Raw genomic sequence first — 21,394 nt, 5'->3', positions numbered from 1 at the left:
AACCTGCCAAATAATTCAAACATGATGGACTACTTCGTCATCAAATCCAACCAATAACGATAGAAGTTCCTTTGATTCGCCTCTGTAAACTTGTCATCAAAAGCAACACCTGGACCAGTAAAATCTTCAACAGGCTTTCTGTGCAAGCCCATGGTATAGTTAAAAGTAAGTTGTTTTACGAGCGGCATAGCTCCTGATGCTGCTGCAGTTATATCCGTGAATACCTCTGTATCATCCTGTTCAAAAATTCCAGATGGGCTGAAGGTTAAAACAAAGGACTCACGGGAGCGTCTTTTCCAATCCTCTGAAGCGTTCTTCTCTACCAAGAACCAGGTAATAACCTCCATCTTATCAACACCAACTGGTCTCCAAAGTCGAACAGATGTATTTGAAATTAACTGACCTTTTACCTTCGTATGAGAAATTAAGAATGAAAGATTTGGAAAAATATTCCCAATCATATTTTTTAGATCACATAAAACTTCATATTGCTCTTTCGTCAAATTGGACTGATACTCTTCTCTCAATTCCTCAGGAAAAGCAAAATCTGGATTCGGAGTACCAAGGTTTAAACCATGCCCATGTTCAGTATAAATTTGGTAACCCTTTTTAGAATAAGTCGCGCTTGGAACCATTCCTAATTTTGCAATGGATCCATGTGTAACCATCGTGTGGTAGGAATCACCAACAAAGTTATCTGCTCCAATTTTCCAGTTAGAATGAATGATGAATCTTTGCGGCGGCCCTAATACTTCCATTTCTGCCCGACCCGCCAAAATATCCACATACCATTTAAACTGGCCTAAAAATTCTTCCAAAGGTTCAGCTTCTTCATTCCATGTTCCAAACATAAGTCCTTTATAGGATTCAATTCTAATTTTATAAAGTCCAAGACGCGATTTATCTAGATCCTCACCGTAAATATCTTTTTGCAACGGAACGCCGACACAATCGCCATTATTTTTAAAATTAAAACCATGATACGGACAGGTAAACATTGTTTTATTTCCGGCGTCGGCACGGCAAAGCTTCATCCCGCGGTGTGTACACATATTATAAAGGCCACGGATCTCCCCATCAGCGCCTCTTGAAATAATAACGGAATAACCGGCTACATCTCTTGTAATGAAATCATTTTTTTTCGGAATTTCTGATTCATGACCAACGAACAACCAAGTTTTTAAAAAGACTTTTTTATGTTCTATATCATAAACAGTGGGATCTCCTAATAGATAAGCAGGAATTGCTCCAATTTCGGGTTGTACAGATTCTTTTAAGTATTCGATTGCTTCTTTTTTTGACATTTCTTCTAAATTCACGTTGGTTTTTAACATCTGCTTATTCCCCCTAAGTATTAGACTTTCGTTCATATATGGGTTACCCGATTAGTTTTATTATATTAAAAGAACATCCCCTGTTATTAGTTTAGCATTTATCCAACTAGAATAGAGGCATCTTTATTTTTCAATGATGATAGGACACTTAATGCAGCTAGATAGCTGGTTTTTGGATTATTTGGCATCGGGTTGTTTTCCACTTGTAAGGATAACTTCCCGAAGGATCCAGTTGCTTCTATTATATGATTATTTTTTTCTACTCCAGGATCAGAGATAATTTTGACGCTAGTATGCTTCGGTCCCAGACCGGCTAAAGATAAGATAATGGAAACATTAATATTTTTCGGGAATAATTCAATTGCATCTGCAGCTGAACCTTCGAACATTACATGTTCACGGTCTATTGGTGCCCCCGGCAATGCTCGGGGTGGTTTTCTCGTAATAATGGAAACAGATTCAAGTTCCCCTATCGATTTTGCTGCTTTAAGAACATCCAATCCGCCTATCGCACCGGAAGGTAAATAAATTTTTGTGCCTTTTTGATGGCATATTTTTTCAAGGCTCTGATAAAAATCTACATCAGCAAGTGCTCCTACACTGCTTAATACTATGTCTTTCCCACTTTTAAGAGCAGGTGCAGCAATGTCTTTTGCGACTTGGACGGTTGCTGCTTCGATAACTACATCAACATTTGATTGAATAAGTGATTGCATCGTTGAAAAGTGTTCCGTGCTGTATTGTTCAGCCAATTGCTTTGCGGATATTTCATTCCTTGTATAAAGTCCAACAATTTGTGAGTTTGGCAGAAGCCCCTCAATATTGATGCTCTGGAGGAGGAACTTTCCAATGTTTCCTCCTCCAATTAACCCAATTCTCATTTAATATTCCCCCTATTAGTTCGCAAATCCATATGAGTCTGCGAAATATTCCAAGCCGCAATGTCTTACTTCACGGGATAATCCGCTTTCTTTAAGGCCAGGGAAATCTAAATGAAGATCTTGGAAGATGGTGTGGTTATTATGGAAAACTGCTCCTGCCTCTAAACGGTCTGCCATTGTCGCTGCCAGCGCCGCGTCCTCTGTCCAAACAGATGCTCTTAAACCAAATTCACTATCGTTCGCAAGTCGAACTGCTTCATCCACATCAGAGAAAGATAGAATTGGAATCACTGGACCAAATTGTTCGGCACGGACAATTTCACTTTGCTGATCTACACCGGTAATAATAGTAGGTAAAATATAATAGCCTTGTTCCCAGGATTCCGGATCTAACTGAATCCCACCGGTAATAACATTTGCACCAGAGTCTTCTGCGCGTTTAATTAAACCTTTTACATAGTCATATTGCGATTTATTATTTAAAGGACCCATTTCAACATCTGGTTGAATTCCATTTCCAACTCGGATATGGCTGAATTCTTTCTTTAATTTTTCAACTACTTCATCGTATCTGGATTCGTGTACATAGATTCTTTTAATCGCTGAGCAAACCTGCCCCGCAGCACGTAAAACTCCGAAACGAAGGCGCTTAATGGCTGCTTCATCCAAATTAGCATCAGGTAGAACAATCGCAGCATCATTACCGCCAAGTTCCATATAAAGTTTCTTAACTGTCCCAGAAGCAGCGCGGATAATTTCTTTACCCGTCTCTGTACTTCCAACAAAAGCGATGGTACGAACTCTAGGGTCAGTGCAAAGCGCATCTCCAATCACAGCGCCTGAGCCTGTTACTACATTAATCACACCATCTGGGAAATATGATGCGACTACTTTTAAGAAAATCATGATCGTCAAAGGACAGCTCGTCGCTGGCTTCACAACCACTGAGTTTCCTGTTAATACAGCTGGAATCACGCGTTTGAACGTAAGAATCATAGGCGAATTCCAAGGTGAAATGATGGCTGCCACTCCCCGCGGACGCTTGCGAATCTGTACCTTCTGATTCCCAGGTAAGCTTTCAGGTTTCCACCATTCTAATAATTCTTCAGCACCTTGAATCATAATATCTGAACAGCGGAGTAAATCTTTTTTCGCTTCCACTAATGCCTTTCCATTTTCCCGAACAAGAAGTGAAACATTCTCTTCTACGATTGTTTTGATTTCTTCTGCCGCCATTTTCATGCGATGTGCCCGATCCTCAATTTCACTTTGAGACCAGCTTTCATATGCCTTAGCAGCGGTTTCTACAGCTAAATCCACCTCATTTTTCGAACACATAGCAACGGAACCGACTACTTCATTAATATTGGCCGGATTGATGACATCAGCCGTTTTTTCCGCTTGAAACCATTTGCCGCCAATAAGATATTTGCCTGATACATATGGGTGTGTAGATATCACTTCAATTCCTCCTTACAACTTTTTCGGTTTAAAAGCTTCTGCTGCGCCTGGAGGTCCTCCAAATGGTTTTGCCATTGGGCCAACCGCTTCCATATCGACAACAATCATCGTAGGGTTTTTGGTGTTTACCGCCTTCTCAAGCTCCGATACAAATTCTGCGGGAGAGCCAATTCGTGCAGCATCAAATCCCATTGATTGAGCTAATAACACAAAGTCAGGACTCATTAAATCCACTGCAACCTGACGGCCATAAGCATTACTTTGAATATTTCTCAAGACACCATATCCGGCATCATCAAATAGAACAACGATCATTGGCAGTTTTTCCTGAGCAGCAGTTGCCATTTCTCCAACATTGACCATAAAACCGCCATCCCCAGCCATAAGTACAACAGGGCAATTTTTATCGGCCATTTGCGCACCGATGGCAGTTGGCAGACCTTGCCCAATTCCACCGCCTGAAGCGTGAATCGATGTTCTTGGTTCATAAATTTCAAATAATCGGCTTCCCCAAACATTGGCCTGTACGGTGACATCCCGGACTAAAATAGTGTTTTTAGGCATCACTTTACGCATTCCGTCAAGGATTTGTTCGTATGGTCCAAGTGTTGCTCTTAACTGGGAACGTAATTCCTCTCGTACAGACTGCACCTCGTCTAAAAATGCTGGATCTGGATTAACTGCAGTTTTAGCTACTCCCTGATTTAATGCCTGAAGGATATGCTTGGCATCCCCTACTAAACTATAAGTAGCTTCATAGTTTCGATTCACTGCATGAAAGTCCGCATCTATGGAAATATGTTCTGCTGGAACGGCGACCTTCCAGTTCGAGGTTTCGTTTCCTCTAAACCGCACACCGACACTAATTAATAAATCAGCGTCTTTTATTAAATTTTTAGTCAACTCATATGCTGCAAAATGGCCGATACATTGAGGATGATCTTCTGGGATACTTCCTTTCCCTGATTGACTTGTAACCACTGCTGCACCAATTTTTTCAGCTAACTCTTGAACTTCTTTAGATGCACCTGATGTAATTACACCTCCGCCTGCCCAAATAACCGGTCGTCGAGCATTCTTTATTTTCGTTACGACCTCTTCGGGAACGGACGGAATCGTTTGATTAGCAGAAGCAATTGTTTTAATTTCTTCCATTGAATGATTAGGTATAATGGCAGATTGAAAATCAATCGGAATTTCAAGTGTTACCGGGCCAGATGGATAAGCAAACGCTTCCTGGATGGCTTGTCTGACAACCGCGGCTGCCTGCTCAGGTCTTCTGAGGCGAAGGGCCTTCTTAGAAGCTCCTTCCATCATTGACAATTGATCTTTACATTCATGGATGTAGCCTCTTCCTGTTCCTAGATAAGGAGATGCTACCTCACCTGTCAAATGAAGAACAGGAACTCCAGCTGCCCATGCTTCAATTAAAGAACCCGCAGCATTTCCTGCTCCTGTTCCGGTACTAGTAATTACCACTCCCAATTTTCCTGATGCCCTCGCATATCCATCTGCCATATTGGCTGCACCGCTTTCACCGCGGGAACATACTAAGTGAATACTGCCCTCTCGAAGAATCGCATCGTAGATTGGCATATTGTGAATGCTGACAATTCCAAACGCTACCTCCACACCAGCACGTACAAGTTCTTTTACGACCGCATCTGCTGTAGTAAATTCCATTTGCTTTTGCTCACTCATCATTTATTCCGCCTTTATCTAATATTAAAGCGCTTTCCCCAGCGCTCCAGCTGTTTCAATTGTTGAACCCGCTACATAACTTGCTTTGCTGGAAGCTAGAAATAAAATCACACTCGCTACTTCTTCTGCTTCCCCTACTCTACCTAACGGGATATTTCTCTTTTTTGCTAAGTCTGCATAATAGTCTTCAGCTTTCATATCAGGAGCATTTTTCATTCTTCTTCGCTCCCATTGATCCGTTCGAATTAAACCAAGACTCACTGAATTGACTAAAATATTATCTGAAGCCAGCTCCTGCGATAAGGTTTTACTTAAATTTAAAAGGCCCGCTCGTGTTGCCGCAGTCGCAATCATATGTCTTTCTGGTTCTTTCGCTAAGGTGGCATTGATATTGATGATTCTGCCACCGCCTCGATTCACTAAATATGGATGAACAGCCTTTACGGCATAAATGATAGCAAAATATTTTAATTGAATTTGCTGCTCCCATTGCTCATCAGTGACATCGAAGAAATGTCCCATGACGCTTTGGCCTGCTGCATTTACGAGGATATCGATACCACCAAAAAAGGAGGCTGTACCTTCGATAAAATGATTAACATCTTCTTTATTTGTTACGTCACAGGTAGCGGAATAAATGGATTCTGCCGACCCAAATTTTAACAGATGATCATATGCTTTTTCTTTCCGCTCTGCATTTCTGCCGCATACGGCTACTTTGGCACCTTCTTGTAAAAACATTTCTGCTGTTTTTAAACCAACCCCAGATGTGCCGCCCATTATTACTGCTACCTTATCTTTTAGTCCTAAATCCATCATGACACCCCTTTTGCTAAAACCTTTAAACTAGCGTCTTTACAACTGCCCAGCCTGGATCAGGAATGCCTGCCATCGCTTTCCGCGCTTCCGGTTTTGGAGGGCCAGCAATACCCCATTGATCCATTAGGTGTGGAACACGTTTCCAGACGCGTGCTCTCCATTCTGATTCATCTTCAATTGTTTCCAAATAGCAGGTATATTCCATTACAAACTTTCCTGGGTCTTGGAAGTAGCAAAAAATATTATCTCCAGGACCATGACGGCCAGGACCCCAAAGTTCTTGGAAACCCGCTTTTCTTACATTCGCAATCCCTCTCATAACCTCATCCACAGTATCGACTTCATAGGCGATATGATTTACAGAGGCATGTTGATCTTGGTTAAAGGCAATCGAATGATGTTTTCTGTTACAGCGAAGGAAGGACATTTGGTGCTCACTCCAGTCGGTAACCTTAAACCCTAATACATCTGTATAAAATGCTGTAATCATATCAAGATCTTTCGTGTTCATAACGACATGGTTCAGTTTTACCGGGTCAACATTTTTCTTATTCCAAATCGAGGTATGAATTTCTACCCACGCGGATAATTCAATACAACGATTCTCCGGGTCAAGAAAACGCAGCCCATAACCTTTACCTTCTTCATCCAAATATCCCGGTTCCGCAACAATCCTAACACCTTTTGAAGCTAGCGTCTCTGCCGCTTGGTCCACCGCGTTCTTATCAACCATCCCAAAAGCAATATGATGGAGTCCTCTTTTTTCACCTGAGTGAAGACTTAATATATGATTTTCAGGGCCGGCCCCGCGAAAATAAACCGTATTCTCATCCTGTGCTACTTTATCGAGACCCCAGATTTTTTCATAAAAATCGGCCTGTTCCTTAAGTACCGGTGTAATTAATCCTATATGCCTTAAATGTGTGATTCCTAACATGATGCCACCTCCACTATTCCTCTGCTTTTCCCTATTCTATATGTTTATAAAGTAGACAAGGATGATCCCGCATGTTAATAAAGAGGACCATCCCTGTCGAACGAATTCTATCAATCAGGGAGTATGTTTAAGCTTTGAAACAACTGCCCATTTTTCATTATTTTGCGTTAATAATTGCTTCTCTTTCCTTTGCACGCTTGATTCGAAGTTCCTCTAACGCACTTCCTTGTGGATACGTCGGAAGATTTGGCTTAACAGCACCCAGCATAACAAGCATCAATGCTTCTTCATCGCTGTCATTTCGAAGTCCGCGGTATACCCCAGGAGGTGAGCTGATGCAATCCCTTTCATTTAAAACGATTTCATGAACTTCATCGGCGCCTTCTTCTTGAATAAGTGCAGTGATACTTCCTTTGATTACAAAGAATACTTCTTCAACATCATCATGCAAGTGAAGCGGACCTTGGCATCCTGCGGGTAGAACCATTGTGCTTAATGTAAAGTGTTCAGCCTCGATTACATTTGCATCATTGTTAGCTGTGGCACCTCGTCCGATGTATCTCATTTGCGCTCTCTTGTAAGATGGATCAATTTCTTCTTGGAACTTTAAAACGTTCCAATCTAGAGTACGATCTTTTAGTCTAGCAACATATTTTTTTTCGAATCCAGCTAAATCAAATTTTTCAGAAGACATTTTTATAACACTCCTTATTTATGTTTTATATTTGAAACATTGTTTTCTCTATAATTTAATATTAAATCCCAACACTATAATTGTCAATTATAAATATTGAGAAATTTTTAAATACAAAAATATGTTTTATATAGGTAACACAAAGCATAAAATTCGGGGATTTTATGCCGTTACTTGTTTGCGGGATAATTTTTCAATTTTTAGTTCCTCTGCTTCTCTTTTCAATGTAAATAGGTATGCAACAATTCCAAGTGATGCAGTAATGATTAACATCAAAATTGATGGGCCAAAATCTCCATGAGATAGATCCACCATCCAACCCATGATATAGCTTGAAAAGCCGCCGAGAATGTTCGTGAAGCCCATTAAACCCGCTGCACGTCCTGCCGTTTCAGGAGTTGAAAATTTGACAATAAATAAATTACTTAAATGGAAGACACCGCCTTGAGCTCCCATTGCTAAGCCCATACAGACACCTGCTATGACAGGTTGTCGAGTCAAAATGGCAATCGTTAAAAATAATACAGTTAATACAAATAAAATGGTTGCAAGTAAGCTTGGACGCTTTGTTTTATCAGATAGAATTCCACAAAGAATGACAAAACCTAGGGCAAAGAGCCAAGATAAAGAGGTAATTCCGGTCATGGCTTCTTTTGAAAAACCTTTCGCTCCAACTAAATAGGTTGGAAGCCAAACACTAATACCGAAGAATAAGAAGGATGCTACTAACATTCCGAACCACACAATCCAATAACGGAAATCTTGAGCAAAGTTTTGTTTTTTCGTGTTAACGGATGAATCTGTATGACGGATATAAGCTAATTCACTTTTATCAAGTCTTGGATGTTCTTCCGGAGTATCCCGAGTAAGGAAAATAAACATTGGTAGAACAATGAATAGGTTAAAACCGGCAAGAAAGAAAAACGCAGCCTGCCAATGGAGAGTTGCAATGACAGTGGTGATAATCACAGCACCGCAGGCAGGACCCAAATAGTTTCCGGCAAGCCAAGTAGATTGGGCTTTCCCTAGTTCACGCTGATTAAACCAGTTCGAAATGAACTTTCCACATATCGGAATCATCATCCCCTCACCGATCCCCAATATGATCCGGCTGACAATAAACATTTCATAAGAAGTCGATAATCCACCAATAACCATCGTAATTACCCAGACGATTAGACCAAGAATCCCGGTTTTCCTTGCCCCCAGCCGGTCGATGATAAACCCCCAAAAAACATTCGATAAAGCATAAGAAATCGTAAAAACAAAGGTAATCATACCGATTTTCGCCATTTTATCGGCACCCGTTAATCCAAGATCATTCAAGAAAACCTGATCCGTTTGAATAATCGAGATACCTAATTTATCAATTTGACCAAAAAACCAAAAGAAGAAAATCGGTACTCCTATATAAATCCACCTTTTGTTACCGTTCAACATGAAAACACCCCTTTTGTTTTACCGTAGAAGAATGTACGCGCTTCCAAAAACTCTTTTTATTATTTTACAATAATTTGTATAAAAATGAACTAATATTCCTCCTTTTTTTAAAACTTCGCAAGTTGATGTTTTAAATACAAAACACCGTTTTGCTTATATTCTTATTTTAAAATTTTACGAAAATTATGTCAACAAAAAACACTATTTTTGTGTTGTAAATTAAAATTAGTTTTGTATATAAAACAAATAGATATAAAAAAAGCTTGCGATATCCGCAAGCTTTTACTTTTTTATGAATGAAAACCCATGAATCCGGATAGAATTTGGGAAATTTCAAGTACCTTTGGCAATGCCACTTTCTCAATAAATTCGCTGTGAAAAATCGTCTCTGTTGCTACCACATTAATCGCAGCCATCACTTTACCACTGCGGTCGAATATTGGAGCAGCTACAGATTGGATTCCATGATGCAATTCTCCTTTTGTCAATGCATAGCCCTGCTCGCGAATCAACGCTAACTCCTCTTGAAAATCAACAAAATCTGTTTGCGTTCTCTCCGTGAAAGGTTTTAAGTTTGATCCATATAAGATTTGATTTAAATGTTCTTGCGGCTGATAGGCTAGCTGAACTTTACCATTTGCAACAGCATGCGCAGGAAGTCTTAGTCCTACATTAACTGTAACGGCAGAAACCCCTCTCGCAGGTGCACTGCCAACATAAACGACTTCATTGCCATCCAAAATTGATAAATGGCAGGATGCTCCGGTTTCATCCCTTAATTTTTCCATATAAGGCTGGGCAATTTCAGGAAGTTTGAGTGTGCTCAAAAAGGAGAAGCCTAATTCTAACACCTTTGGAGTTAAACTATAGCGCTTCGTATTTTCATCTTGATGAAGATATCCAAGTGATTGAAGCGTATACAATAGTCGAAATGGAACGGTGCGGCTTACATCCAGTTCTTTCGCAATTTCCACCAAGGATAAAGTTGGGCGCTCCTCGTTAAAAAGCTTTAATATTTCCAATCCCCTTACTAAGGCATTGGCATTATAACGTTCTTTTTCTTCTTTTGCCATAAACTTTCACCATCTCATTGTTAATAACATGCTTGTTTTACAATTTTATCAAATTTCCCACAGAAATAGATAGATGTCCATTGAAATATTTTAATGATTGAACGGGACTTCTGTTTGCTTTATTAAAGAGTTCATAAAGTCCAGGATAATGGTATTAAAGGTCTCTGGCGCCTCTTGATAACATAAATGCCCTGTCCCTGGGATAATCACAAATTTCGAATATTGAAGCTTTTCATGAATTACCTGTGACTCTTTTACTGGTGTGACTTTGTCCAATTCCCCGCAAATAACAAGGGTTGGAACACGGATGGAGGATAGTATGTCCATATTATTTAAATGATACAGGGAATAAGCGACAGAGCGAAAACCCATTGGCCGTATTTGTGAATAGATTCTTTCCACTTCATTTAACACTTCAGGACTCGGTTCCGGTGAAAGCAGGCTTTTTACCCGTAGTTTTGCAATTTCTTCCGGTGTTAATGATTCGATGTTCTTCAAACGATTTTTTAATTTGCTTTCATTTTCTTCTTTCGTTAACGCTGCTGCCCCTCTTGTTGCATCTGAAATAATTAATGCGTCTACTAAGTCCGGAAAGCGGTAACAAAAATCAAGCGCAATCGCCGATCCCATTGAGTGACCAAGAAGTGTGACGGATTCATGCCCAAGTTTCTCAATAAATCCCTTTAAAATATTCGCAAATTCCTTAAATTCCATCAATTCCTCTTTCGGATCTGAACTTTTCCCATATCCGGGTGCATCCCATGCAATCACTGTATATTGCTCGGATAACCCTTTCAGTTGTTTTTTCCACGATTGTGAATTGTTCCCCATCCCGTGTAAAATGATTAAAGGCTTACCATTACCTTCTATTTCATAATGAATAGTTAAATCATCCACCTGTACAAATGCCATTTTTTCCTCCTCCTTGTTCATATTGTTTCATTGGTAAAACAGTGTTTTATATTTCTAATAATAAAACATCTTTCAAATAAGTCAACAGAATTTTCAGATGTTTCATAGATTCATAAAAAGGTTTTTCAACAAAAATCGGGTGGTGCCAGGCACCACCCGATTTTTGTCGAATTGTTAAAGGATGAGTTGATTCGTTTTTAATTCGGCTACTTCTATTGATTCTTTTCTTAAGGAGAGCATGTAGACGACCATTCCGATTAGGGCGACGACGATTAACATGATGATGGATGGTAAGAAATCACCATGGGCTAGGTCACGCATCCAGCCCATTATGTAGCTGGAGAAACCGCCTAGGATATTTGTGAAGCCCATTAAACCGGCAGCTCTTCCTGCTGTTTTAGGGGTTGAATATTTTACAGTCAGCATATTGGTTACGTGGAAAATACCACCCAAGGTTCCAATTGCCAGAGCCATGCAAACACCTGCTAATAAAGCGCTGTTAGATGATGCTGCAATCCATAAGAAACTTGCGCATAAACCAAACCAGATGACTGCAAGTAAATTGGGACGTTTTGTTTTATCTGAAAGAAAACCGGATATGAGTACAAACCCTAATGCGAAGATGAAGGCAAAGGATGTAATTCCCGCCATTGTTTCTCGTTCAAAATGCTTTGCTTGAATTAAGTAGGTTGGGAGCCAGATGCTAATTCCATAGAAGATAAAAGATGCCATAAGGTTTCCAACGAAAACTACCCAATAACGAAAGTCTTGTGTAAAACCTTGTTTTACTGTTTCATTTTCAGCTGAATCATTTTCGCGAATCATCTTAAGCTCTTTCGCACTTATTCCAGGATGCTGTTCTGGTGTTTCACGTGTGAGGAATATAAACAATGGAATATTGATTAATAGATTACAGAAAGCGAGAAAGAAAAATGCAGCATGCCAATGTAAACTAGCGATAATCGCAGATAGTGCTAAGGCGCCAATTGCAGGGCCAAGATAGTTACCGCTGATCCAAGAAGCCTGTGCTCTACCGATTTCTTTCCTGTTAAACCAATTGGAAATAAGCTTTCCACAGACAGGAATCATAATCCCTTCCCCTATTCCGAGTAAAATTCGGCTCGTCATAAAGGTTCCATATGAATCTGCCAGACCCCCCATGATCATCGTGATAGTCCAAATGGTAATCCCAATAAATGCTGTTTTTCGTGCTCCGAGTTTATCAATGACAAACCCCCAAAAAATATTCGATATTGCATAGGAAACCGTAAAAATAAATGTTAGGAAGCCAATTTTTGCATTATGATCCGCACCAGTCAATCCTAAATCTTTTAGAAATCCAGGGTCCGTTTGAATGATTGAGATTCCTAGTTTGTCAATTTGTCCAAAAAACCAAAAGAAAAAAATAGGAACTGCTACATAAATCCATCTTTTGTTATTCGTGAACATTTTTTACCTCCCTATGGTCGTTGCAAAATTTAACTTACCGGAAAAGTCTCTTTTACCCCCTTTCCACTATGTTGACATTAAAAAACATAGTTTTAATAATAGGACTTTATAATTTTTTTAATATTTAGTCAATAGATTTTAAGAAAATAGTTTTAAATAATAAATTATGTTTTATATACAAAACTCTTAAATTATTAATTATTTGATGAATAACTATGTAATCTTTGTATTTTTCAGAATTCCTCATTGACATTTAAAACCGTCGATTATAAAATTTATTTGTAGACACAAACTCCGTTTTATATATAAAACAAATCTCAGACTACTGTTTTTTATTAAATTCTCTTTTGAGAGGCAAAAGAAAAAACCTGCGTTTAAACAGGTTTACGTCTAACAAATTATTTTAAGACAATGTAGGTAAATAGAATTCATTTTTCAAAACGGAAAAATGTTGGAGCGTCATTTTAAATTTCATTACTGATAGAAATTGCTTTTTTATAATCCTTAGCCGTATCAATATCCATCCCCCAAAATGATGACTCAAAAACCTGAATCTTTGTATAGACATTATATTTTTGGATAATTTCTTTTCCACCTTGATCGCCCTTTAAATCGAGAAATTCTGAAAATAAACTGCTGCCAATTAAGATAGGATGACCAAGATACTCATTATATTGAGGCCTGACAATCCTGATTCCTTTTTGCCTTTCCTTTTTATAATCTTGAATTAATGATTGAACAACTAAATCCGGAACAAGGGGTTGATCGGCTAAAAAAATAAATGCGGCATCCACTCGACCCTTAATTTTTTCAATTCCTAATTTTAGAGAAGTAGACATCCCCTGCATGTAATTATTATTTTTGATATATTCTATTCCATCTAAATCTGCTGCACTTGTTTGAAAAGCTTCCAGATATTCCCCTCCAATAAATACGACTGGATGAAGCTGTTGCCTTTTAGTAAGTTCAATCGAGTACCGAAAAAGCGGTTTTCCCTTTAAAGGCAGCAATAGCTTGGGGTTCCCCATTCTACTGGACATTCCTGCAGCCAAAATAATGGCTCCTATTTTAGGCATGAATCTTCATTTTTCCTTGCAATGATGTACCAGATTTCATTGACCGCACCATCATAAGTTCAGAAACGATACTAACTGCAACTTCCTCCATTGTTTCAGCTCCAATATCTAAACCTACCGGGGCATGAATTTTGTCCAAAACGGGCAGATTTTCACCTAAGTTTTCAAGCATCTCCTTCGTCCTTGATACGGGACCCAAAACACCGATATATTTTGGATTACTTTTTAATGCGAGCAGGAGTACGGCTTCATCTCGAACTTGCAAATGATTCATAATGACCCACCAGGCGTCACTGACATCCGCCGGATTAAGGGATTCGGGATCTTCGGTAATATGTACAACATTTGGAAAATAGCGTTTGTTATTAAATTCGCTGCGTGGGTCTAATACAGTAACTGTAAAACCGGTTTTTGCTGCCAGGTCTGCAACCGGAATTGCATCTTTACCGGCACCAGCAATGATAAGCCGTTGACTTGAACGAATGATATCGATGACAAAGCGTCGGCCTCCCACTTCCATAATTTCAGCACGTCTCTGTGATTTCATACTTGTTAATGCCTGTTCATAGACTTTATGAGGCAGTGAACCCTTCGTTTCAACCATTTCACCATTTTTTGCTATTATCGCCTTTACACCCGTTGGAACCTCAAGGATAAAAGAAAATTCTTTATTCTTTTGGAGGAACTGCTCCGTCGTCTTCCAAAATAGGTCCTCCTCCTGAACCGGAAGAATAAGAATTTCTAATGAACCTTTGCAGCCAATTCCTAAAGTCCATATTTCTTTTTCACTTAAATCATAATTCTTGATTAGTGCAGTATTTTCTTTCAAAGCTCGTTCAGCATAGGCAAAAAGATCGTTTTCCAAGCATCCACCGCTTATCGTACCGTTCATTTCTCCATCGGTTGTCATCATCATTTTTGTACCCGGAAGCCGGTAAGCAGACCCATTGACACCAATTAGCATGACAATGGCAGTCTTTTTTTTCATCTCCCATGCCTGTTTAATGGATTGAAAGATGGTTCGAAATTCTAGTAAGCGAGACATTTGCATTCCCCCTTTTTTAAAGACCTGTTCTTTTATTCCTGGTTTTAAACAGGAGTTCAAAAATCTTTTTGCTCACCCCCATCCAAATCATGCTGTAGAACAAGGAAAACAACAAGATCAAGAAAACCACTGGAATATAGATTGTATGGGAAACAGAAGGACCTAAAACAGGAAATTTAACGATATATAGTAGAAATAGGATCCCAGCGGCTAATGAGACTCCGCCAAAAAAGGTAATAGCAATCCAATTTTCCCACCATCTGAAGGCTATTCCTAATGACAATCCTAAAAGACCTGTGGTGAATGGAAAAACGAATAATTCACTGGGCTGAAGAATGAGAAGCAGCAAGATGGTTAAGAAATACGACATTATGCCAAGATGAATTGAAATCATTGCGGAAAGAACGATGGGCATAGTGGCTAAAATACTAAAAGCATATCCAATCCCGACAAAAATACCGGCCGATTGAAAAATGGTGGCAAAAGCCGCAAGGATAGAGCCTAAGACTAATTTTTTCGTTCTCGAATAACCGTCGATTCGGGATTGGACATTTACAAAGGGCGGAAGGTTCCCTGGTTGTTTTTTCAATGTTAGCACCCCCTTTTTTTAGGTAATGCCTCAATGGATAAAAATATGAAGGATTTTAAAAAAACAATATATGTAGAAATGAAGTTTTTGAGTTTACAAGATAAATATGGAATAATTAGGAGAGCGAAGGAATAATTCAACACTTTAAACTAGTAGTGAGGTATTTTTTAATGATAAAACGTATAACGAAGATTCTATTTTTCTTTTTGATTTTTCCGGTCATGATGTGTTTCTCATTTGACCGAGTTTATGCAGAGGCAGACCCTAATCAACCAAATGTAGTGACTGAAGGAACGATCACAATTATCAATACAGACGAGGGTACAAAGAAACCGATTAAAAATACTCAATACCAGCTGTTTGATGTTAACACGAAAAAGGTAGTTCAAGTCTTATCAACCAATAATCAGGGAAAAGCTGTATCAAAACCTCTGCCCATTGGCTCTAAATATATACTGAAACAATTAAAGGCCATACTGCCCTTTAAAGTTAGCAGTAAAGAGTTTTTAATTGAAGTGAAAACAGCCAATAGTGACATCAGGCAGACCAATCGGGTATTTTCTTACATAAAAAAATATAAGTATTTATCAAATGGGCGCTTTTATGTTAAAAAGGTATATATTCCTGTAAAATCTCTTAGGCAAAAACCCCAATTACCGAATGGCTGTGAAATTTCTTCCCTTACAGCTGTATTAAATTATTACCATTACAATGTCTCGAAAACGAAAATGTCAGATCAATATTTGCCCAAAAAGCCTTTTTATTTCAAAAACGGAAAACGTTATGGTCCTGATCCCTACAAGTATTTTGCCGGGAACCCAAGATCCCGACATGGCTTTTTTTCTTATGCGCCACCGATTGTTAAAGCTTCGAACATTTATTTAAAGAAAGTAAAGGGAAAATACATAGCAAAAGATTTAAGCGGCCGAAAAAAAGATGTGATGCTTGATCAATTGGATAAAGGCGTCCCTGTAGTCATTTGGGTCACATTAGATTTAAGTAAACCTAAAATTAAATACGGCTGGTATCTGAGCGGAACCAAAAAATATTTCCATGCCCCCGTGAACCTGCATGCCGTTGTCCTTAATGGATACGACGATAAATATGTATATGTCATGAACCCCCTAAAAGGACATGTCAAATACGACAGCAAAAAGTTTTTCTCCAGCTACAAAGCATTAGGGAGCCATGCAATGATGGTAGCCCCAAAATGATCGTTCGACAAAAATCGGGTGGTGCCAGGCACCACCCGATTTTTGTCGAATGTTATTAATCTACTCCAAGTTGACCCAGACGCTTTTGATTTCTGTGTAGCTTTCTAGTGCGTAGGCGCTTAGGTCCCGGCCGAATCCGGATTGTTTGTACCCTCCAAATGGGGAGGCGGGGTCGATGGCGTCGTAGCAGTTGATCCAAACGCTGCCTGATTTTAGTTGGCCCGCGATTTTGTGTGCCGTTTTAACGTTTTCTGTCCAGACGCCTGCACCTAATCCATATGGTGAATTATTCGCTCGTTCAATGACTTCTTTAACCGTATCGTAAGCCATGACGACGACAACTGGACCAAAGATTTCTTCTTTGGCAATCGTCATGTTTTCTTCAACATTTACAAAGATGGTTGGCTCAATAAAATACCCTATATCAGATTTTCCGCCACCTGACACCACTTTTGCCCCTTCTTGAATACCTGTATTAATATATTCAAAAACTCGTTCCTGCTGCCTTTTTGATACGAGCGGCCCCATTGACGTTTCTTCCTCCAACCCGTTCCCAAGCTTAACCTTTTTCGCCAATTCAACCATTCCGGTTACCACTTCATCAAACTGATTCCGATGAACATATACGCGTGAACCCGCACTGCAGACTTCTCCTTGATTAAACATAATCCCGTTAAACACACCAGGTATTGCTTTAGAAAGGTCAGCATCCGGGAGGATAATATTAGGGGACTTTCCACCAAGTTCAAGTGTCAACCGCTTCATCGTATCAGCTGCTTTTTTCATAATTTGCTTTCCAATCGCCGTTGAACCTGTAAACGAAATTTTATTAACATCTGGATGCTCGACAATCGCGTTCCCGGCAATCGCACCGAATCCTGGGACAATATTGATGACACCTGGTGGGAAACCAGCTTTTTCAACAAGCTCTGCAAAATAAAGGGCTGATAGTGGCGTCTGTTCAGCTGGCTTTAATACGATCGTACATCCGGCAGCTAAAGCAGGAGCCACTTTCCAAGAGACCATATTGATGGGATAGTTCCAAGGAATAATCTGCCCTACCACTCCAACCGGTTCATGACGAGTATAGTTTAAAAATGGACCGGAAACAGGGATGGTTTGTCCCATTACCTTTGTCGCCCAACCCGCAAAATATCGAAACTGCTCAATCGTCCCTGGAAGGTCGACTGCTCGCGTTTCATGAATCGGTTTCCCATTGTCAATTGTATCTATTTGGGCCAATTCTTCTTGGTGTTCCTCTATCAAATCCGCCAATTTATAAATTAATCTTGCCCTTTCCGCGGCTGACATTTTCGACCAGGGTCCCAGTTCAAAAGCGGTCTTGGCCGCTTTGACTGCAAGATTAATATCTTCTCTACCCGCTTCATAGACAGTTGCTAAAACCTCTCCCGTGGCAGGATTATAGGTTTCAAATTTTTTAGAAGAAAAGGATTCTACAAATTCACCATTTATATATAGTCTTTTTATCCCTTTTAAAAACTCAGTGACTTTACTGCTTATTTTTAATAGTTGATTTGGCACTTAAATTCCTCCTAATCTATGTAAATAAACAGGTCAGGAAGCCCACTTCCATGGCTATCAGCTGACCTGTTATTGTTCTTAAAATTAAAGTGTTCTTTCAAAAGCAGTTAGAGCATCATCTACAATACTGATTATCTCTTCTACTTCTTCCTTATTAATAATGAGCGGAGGTGCAATCGCAACAATATTTTTTCCTTCCTCAAAATCAGCAGCCCGCAGAATTAATTTATTGTTAAAACAATGTTCAACCACAAAAGCTGCAGCGCGGATTGATTGTTCGAAAGGTGTATCGCTGTCACGGTCAGCCTGCAGGTCAAAACCAGCAAGAAGGCCAACTGCTCTTGATTTAGTGAAATGCTGATGCTTATCTGCCAGATATGCAAATCCCTTTTTCAGTACAGTCTCCATATTGTTTACATTTTCAAGAAGGTTGTCGCGTTCAAAAATTTCGATATTTTTCAAAGCTACAGCACAGGCAGTCGGATGTCCGCTATATGTAAATCCGTGCCCTAAAATTTGATCATATTCCACAATGGTGTCCCGAATTTCTTGATTCACCAAAACTCCGCCTAATTGGGCATAGCCGCTTGTAATCCCTTTTGCGACACTCATAATATCCGGAACAACATTCCAGTTATCCATACCGAACCACTTACCGGTACGGCCAAAGCCACAAATAACTTCATCAGCGATTAATAAAATATCATTCGCTTGGCATAAGTCTTTTACCGCTTTTAAATAACCATCCGGTGAAACATGAACCCCGCCTGCCCCTTGAATTGGTTCAAGAATGACGGCTGCAATGTTTTCAGAACCAAGTTTTTCGATGGTGTCACGAATACAGCCTACATAATTCGGATCGGTCTTATCGCCCAATTCGCAATTGGTTACATGGCCCCTCGCATTGATAATGTCAATATCCCTTGAACCGGCAAAATTGTGGAAGGCATCTATTCCGGTTGCAGTACCTGCTGAAACCGTTGCACCATGGTAGCTGCGGGTAATTGAGATAATTTTCTTCTTATTAGGACGTCCTTTTAAATTCCAATAGAATCTCGCCAGCTTAAAGGCTGTATCGTTTGATTCGGAGCCTCCGGATGTAAAGAAAACGGCTGATAGATCTCCAGGAGCGAGGGAAACTACTTTTTCTGCTAAGCGAACCGCATTTGGGTTTGTATAACCATAAAAAGACGAGCTGTATGCAATGGAGCTCATTTGATCATAGGCAGCTTGTGCAAGCTCCTGATTTCCATGTCCTAAATTGACATTCCAAAGCATCGATACACCATCGATATAGGTGTCTCCCTTAATATCGGTAACACGGATCCCTTTTCCTTCCTGGAAAATGATTTTCGGACCATTCTTTTGGAACAAGCTCGGCACTGTTGTTGGGTGTAAATAATGCCGCTTATCTGCTTCAATTAACTTTTCAATTTGAGAAACTATTTGTGGACTTACCATGGGTACTTACCTCCTAAAATTAATTAATTCATCTATTAGGTTTTTACATTAGCTGCTCATCTAGGTATCAAACTCTTAAAATCTATTACCAATTTAAATATGGAGCTAACAACTTACGGAACTATTAAGGAATTTTTCCATATATAAAATGTACGAAATATTTAGATAATTGTCAATAAATTTATTCCAATAAATGTCCACCCCATACGGACAAAAATGGCGATTTGTCCACGAATGGTGCCTGTCACCAAAAATGTCACCAAAAAAAGTTAGGTGGTAACGGTTGAGTTTTCTGTTTTATCGATGGTGATTTTTTGTTCTTCGGCTGGCTGGCGGTTGATTCTTATGTTGAGGTAGCCATAGGTGATGGCGACTAGGGTGCTGATGTAGCAGAAAAAGGCATATGGTGCATAGTCTAAGGCTGAAACTTTCAGGACAGAGAACATAAAGATCCCGCATGTTGTCCAAGGAAGAAGACAGGCAGTTACAGTCCCGCAATCTTCTAAAGTCCGTCCGAGCAATTTCGGGTGGAAACCTCGTTTCTTATATTCATTTAAATACATCCGACCCGGAATCACGACAGACATAAACTGGTCGCAGCCAACAATATTGGATGTAATGCACGTCGCAGCTGTTGCCCCAATTAGGCTTCCTGTCCTTTTAATCTTTCTAAGCATTCCGCCTAAGATGGCTTCTAGAACCCTTGCCTTTTCAAGCGTTGCGCCAAAAGATAAAGCAATAAGGATCAATGAAACCGTATACATCATACTTTGAATCCCGCCTTGATTCAGCAGTTCGTCCGTAACATTGTTTCCTGTCTCAGTGGAAAAACCGTTATTCATGATGGAAAGCATATCACCCAAAGAAATATCTTGAACAAATATAGCAATGATGGCTCCGATGATCACACCGACGGATAAACCTGGGATTGCAGGAATCTTTAATGCGAAAATTAAAAAGATAAAGATTAGAGGCGATAATAGCCATGGAGAAATGGTAAAATGTTCCGATAAGATATTTTGAACATTTGCCGCCATGGACAAATCTGCATGCTCCCCATGAAATTTAAGCCCCAACAATGTATATAACAAAAGTGAAATGATCAGTGTAGGAACAGTGGTGTTCATGAGGTTCCGAATATGTTCAAAGAGGTCTACTCCTACTACCGCTGAAGTAAAATTGGTTACGTCTGATAAAGGACTCATTTTATCCCCAAAATACACTCCAGAAACAACCGCTCCTGCTACCATTGGTAACGGAATACCTAATCCTTGGCCAATCCCCATTAAGGCAACGCCAATCGTCCCGGCGGCGAACCAAGCATTCCCAGCCATACTTACTAACACAGAGATTATACAGGCTGAAACTAAGAAGTAGGTGGGCGATAGAATGCCAATCCCGTAATAAATCATTGAAGGAACAATTCCAGCAGCCATCCAAGCGCCAATAAATGCTCCGATGATCACTAAGATAAGCAAGGCTTTAATGGATACAGCAATTGTTTTTGAAATATCCTCTTCAATGGATTTCCAAGAATGTCCCAACTTCAAGGCAACCATTACCGCGACCACAGTACTCAACAAAAGAGGTACATGCGGATCAGCACTGTACACACCAATTCCCAGTGCAAGGGAGGCTCCCATAAAAACAATCGGGATGAGCGCCATCCATACGGAAGGTAATTCATTTACGGCTTTTTCATGTTTCATTCCATCACTCTCCTTAACGAATGGTAAAGTCATCCTATAGACCTATTCAAATTCAAA

At 39.7% G+C, this 21,394-nt stretch carries 18 protein-coding genes; 1 reads left to right on the top strand and 17 read right to left on the bottom strand.

Annotated features, from left to right (window positions below):
* Positions 1 to 29 precede the first annotated feature (29 nt).
* The 14 genes from ACFQZ9_RS08300 to ACFQZ9_RS08235 form a co-directional block, all read right to left on the bottom strand.
* Positions 30 to 1,334, bottom strand: coding sequence for an aromatic ring-hydroxylating dioxygenase subunit alpha (locus ACFQZ9_RS08300; protein ID WP_498943214.1), 1,305 nt, complete (start codon positions 1,332 to 1,334; stop codon positions 30 to 32).
* Positions 1,335 to 1,432: 98 nt separating this feature from the next.
* Positions 1,433 to 2,215, bottom strand: a complete 783-nt coding sequence (gene nadX / locus ACFQZ9_RS08295; RefSeq protein ID WP_498943212.1) for an aspartate dehydrogenase — start codon at positions 2,213 to 2,215, stop codon at positions 1,433 to 1,435.
* 15 nt (positions 2,216 to 2,230) lie between these two features.
* Complete coding sequence (locus tag ACFQZ9_RS08290; protein ID WP_498943211.1) at positions 2,231 to 3,676, bottom strand: aldehyde dehydrogenase family protein; 1,446 nt, start codon at positions 3,674 to 3,676, stop codon at positions 2,231 to 2,233.
* 12 nt (positions 3,677 to 3,688) lie between these two features.
* Positions 3,689 to 5,377: a thiamine pyrophosphate-binding protein gene (locus tag ACFQZ9_RS08285; protein ID WP_498943209.1), complete on the bottom strand. Its 1,689-nt coding sequence runs from the start codon at positions 5,375 to 5,377 to the stop codon at positions 3,689 to 3,691.
* A 24-nt stretch (positions 5,378 to 5,401) separates the two neighbouring features.
* Positions 5,402 to 6,193, bottom strand: coding sequence for an SDR family oxidoreductase (locus tag ACFQZ9_RS08280; protein WP_198309746.1), 792 nt, complete (start codon positions 6,191 to 6,193; stop codon positions 5,402 to 5,404).
* A 25-nt stretch (positions 6,194 to 6,218) separates the two neighbouring features.
* Positions 6,219 to 7,133 carry a VOC family protein gene (locus ACFQZ9_RS08275; protein ID WP_498943208.1) on the bottom strand — a complete coding sequence of 305 codons (915 nt, stop codon included), beginning with the start codon at positions 7,131 to 7,133 and terminating at the stop codon, positions 6,219 to 6,221.
* 157 nt (positions 7,134 to 7,290) lie between these two features.
* Complete coding sequence (locus ACFQZ9_RS08270; RefSeq protein WP_498943206.1) at positions 7,291 to 7,827, bottom strand: cupin domain-containing protein; 537 nt, start codon at positions 7,825 to 7,827, stop codon at positions 7,291 to 7,293.
* A gap of 162 nt (positions 7,828 to 7,989) precedes the next feature.
* Positions 7,990 to 9,267, bottom strand: a complete 1,278-nt coding sequence (locus ACFQZ9_RS08265) for an MFS transporter (protein ID WP_498943204.1) — start codon at positions 9,265 to 9,267, stop codon at positions 7,990 to 7,992.
* A gap of 290 nt (positions 9,268 to 9,557) precedes the next feature.
* Positions 9,558 to 10,340, bottom strand: a complete 783-nt coding sequence (locus tag ACFQZ9_RS08260; protein WP_498943202.1) for an IclR family transcriptional regulator — start codon at positions 10,338 to 10,340, stop codon at positions 9,558 to 9,560.
* A gap of 90 nt (positions 10,341 to 10,430) precedes the next feature.
* Positions 10,431 to 11,252 (bottom strand): alpha/beta fold hydrolase, encoded by an 822-nt coding sequence (locus tag ACFQZ9_RS08255; protein ID WP_498943200.1) that lies wholly within the window; start codon positions 11,250 to 11,252, stop codon positions 10,431 to 10,433.
* A gap of 174 nt (positions 11,253 to 11,426) precedes the next feature.
* The gene (locus ACFQZ9_RS08250) at positions 11,427 to 12,701 is read right to left on the bottom strand and encodes an MFS transporter (RefSeq protein ID WP_498943198.1); all 1,275 of its coding nucleotides are present in this window, start codon (positions 12,699 to 12,701) and stop codon (positions 11,427 to 11,429) included.
* A 464-nt stretch (positions 12,702 to 13,165) separates the two neighbouring features.
* Positions 13,166 to 13,777, bottom strand: a complete 612-nt coding sequence (locus ACFQZ9_RS08245) for a nucleotidyltransferase family protein (RefSeq protein WP_498943196.1) — start codon at positions 13,775 to 13,777, stop codon at positions 13,166 to 13,168.
* Positions 13,770 to 14,822 (bottom strand): XdhC family protein, encoded by a 1,053-nt coding sequence (locus ACFQZ9_RS08240; protein WP_498943194.1) that lies wholly within the window; start codon positions 14,820 to 14,822, stop codon positions 13,770 to 13,772. Before ACFQZ9_RS08240 ends, ACFQZ9_RS08245 begins: the two co-directional genes overlap by 8 nt.
* 16 nt (positions 14,823 to 14,838) lie before the next feature.
* Positions 14,839 to 15,411: a hypothetical protein gene (locus ACFQZ9_RS08235; protein WP_498943192.1), complete on the bottom strand. Its 573-nt coding sequence runs from the start codon at positions 15,409 to 15,411 to the stop codon at positions 14,839 to 14,841.
* A gap of 170 nt (positions 15,412 to 15,581) precedes the next feature.
* Between ACFQZ9_RS08235 and ACFQZ9_RS08230 the strand changes: the two genes are divergently transcribed.
* Positions 15,582 to 16,625, top strand: a complete 1,044-nt coding sequence (locus ACFQZ9_RS08230; RefSeq protein ID WP_498943190.1) for a C39 family peptidase — start codon at positions 15,582 to 15,584, stop codon at positions 16,623 to 16,625.
* A 60-nt stretch (positions 16,626 to 16,685) separates the two neighbouring features.
* Here the strand turns inward: ACFQZ9_RS08230 and ACFQZ9_RS08225 are convergent, their stop codons facing one another.
* The 3 genes from ACFQZ9_RS08225 to nhaC all read right to left on the bottom strand — a co-directional run bounded on the left by ACFQZ9_RS08225 (position 16,686) and on the right by nhaC (position 21,337).
* Positions 16,686 to 18,167 carry an aldehyde dehydrogenase family protein gene (locus ACFQZ9_RS08225; protein WP_498943188.1) on the bottom strand — a complete coding sequence of 494 codons (1,482 nt, stop codon included), beginning with the start codon at positions 18,165 to 18,167 and terminating at the stop codon, positions 16,686 to 16,688.
* Between the two features lie 84 nt (positions 18,168 to 18,251).
* Positions 18,252 to 19,628 (bottom strand): aminotransferase family protein, encoded by a 1,377-nt coding sequence (locus ACFQZ9_RS08220; protein WP_498943187.1) that lies wholly within the window; start codon positions 19,626 to 19,628, stop codon positions 18,252 to 18,254.
* Between the two features lie 269 nt (positions 19,629 to 19,897).
* Positions 19,898 to 21,337 (bottom strand): Na+/H+ antiporter NhaC, encoded by a 1,440-nt coding sequence (nhaC, locus tag ACFQZ9_RS08215; protein WP_498943185.1) that lies wholly within the window; start codon positions 21,335 to 21,337, stop codon positions 19,898 to 19,900.
* Positions 21,338 to 21,394 lie beyond the last annotated feature (57 nt).

Origin of the sequence: Neobacillus sp. GCM10027624 (assembly GCF_042675345.1) — a bacterium.
GTDB classification, from domain to species: domain Bacteria; phylum Bacillota; class Bacilli; order Bacillales; family Cytobacillaceae; genus Neobacillus; species Neobacillus cucumis_D.
This window is presented reverse-complemented; position numbering and strand designations above follow the sequence as displayed.

Coding starts and splice junctions, on each gene's coding strand:
- ACFQZ9_RS08300 (WP_498943214.1), bottom strand. CDS start 1,334: ATGTTAAAAACCAACGTGAATTTAGAAGAAATGTCAAAAAAAGAAGCA.
- nadX (WP_498943212.1), bottom strand. CDS start 2,215: ATGAGAATTGGGTTAATTGGAGGAGGAAACATTGGAAAGTTCCTCCTC.
- ACFQZ9_RS08285 (WP_498943209.1), bottom strand. CDS start 5,377: ATGAGTGAGCAAAAGCAAATGGAATTTACTACAGCAGATGCGGTCGTA.
- ACFQZ9_RS08280 (WP_198309746.1), bottom strand. CDS start 6,193: ATGGATTTAGGACTAAAAGATAAGGTAGCAGTAATAATGGGCGGCACA.
- ACFQZ9_RS08275 (WP_498943208.1), bottom strand. CDS start 7,133: ATGTTAGGAATCACACATTTAAGGCATATAGGATTAATTACACCGGTA.
- ACFQZ9_RS08270 (WP_498943206.1), bottom strand. CDS start 7,827: ATGTCTTCTGAAAAATTTGATTTAGCTGGATTCGAAAAAAAATATGTT.
- ACFQZ9_RS08265 (WP_498943204.1), bottom strand. CDS start 9,267: ATGTTGAACGGTAACAAAAGGTGGATTTATATAGGAGTACCGATTTTC.
- ACFQZ9_RS08260 (WP_498943202.1), bottom strand. CDS start 10,340: ATGGCAAAAGAAGAAAAAGAACGTTATAATGCCAATGCCTTAGTAAGG.
- ACFQZ9_RS08255 (WP_498943200.1), bottom strand. CDS start 11,252: ATGGCATTTGTACAGGTGGATGATTTAACTATTCATTATGAAATAGAA.
- ACFQZ9_RS08250 (WP_498943198.1), bottom strand. CDS start 12,701: ATGTTCACGAATAACAAAAGATGGATTTATGTAGCAGTTCCTATTTTT.
- ACFQZ9_RS08245 (WP_498943196.1), bottom strand. CDS start 13,777: ATGCCTAAAATAGGAGCCATTATTTTGGCTGCAGGAATGTCCAGTAGA.
- ACFQZ9_RS08240 (WP_498943194.1), bottom strand. CDS start 14,822: ATGTCTCGCTTACTAGAATTTCGAACCATCTTTCAATCCATTAAACAG.
- ACFQZ9_RS08230 (WP_498943190.1), top strand. CDS start 15,582: ATGATAAAACGTATAACGAAGATTCTATTTTTCTTTTTGATTTTTCCG.
- ACFQZ9_RS08220 (WP_498943187.1), bottom strand. CDS start 19,628: ATGGTAAGTCCACAAATAGTTTCTCAAATTGAAAAGTTAATTGAAGCA.
- nhaC (WP_498943185.1), bottom strand. CDS start 21,337: ATGAAACATGAAAAAGCCGTAAATGAATTACCTTCCGTATGGATGGCG.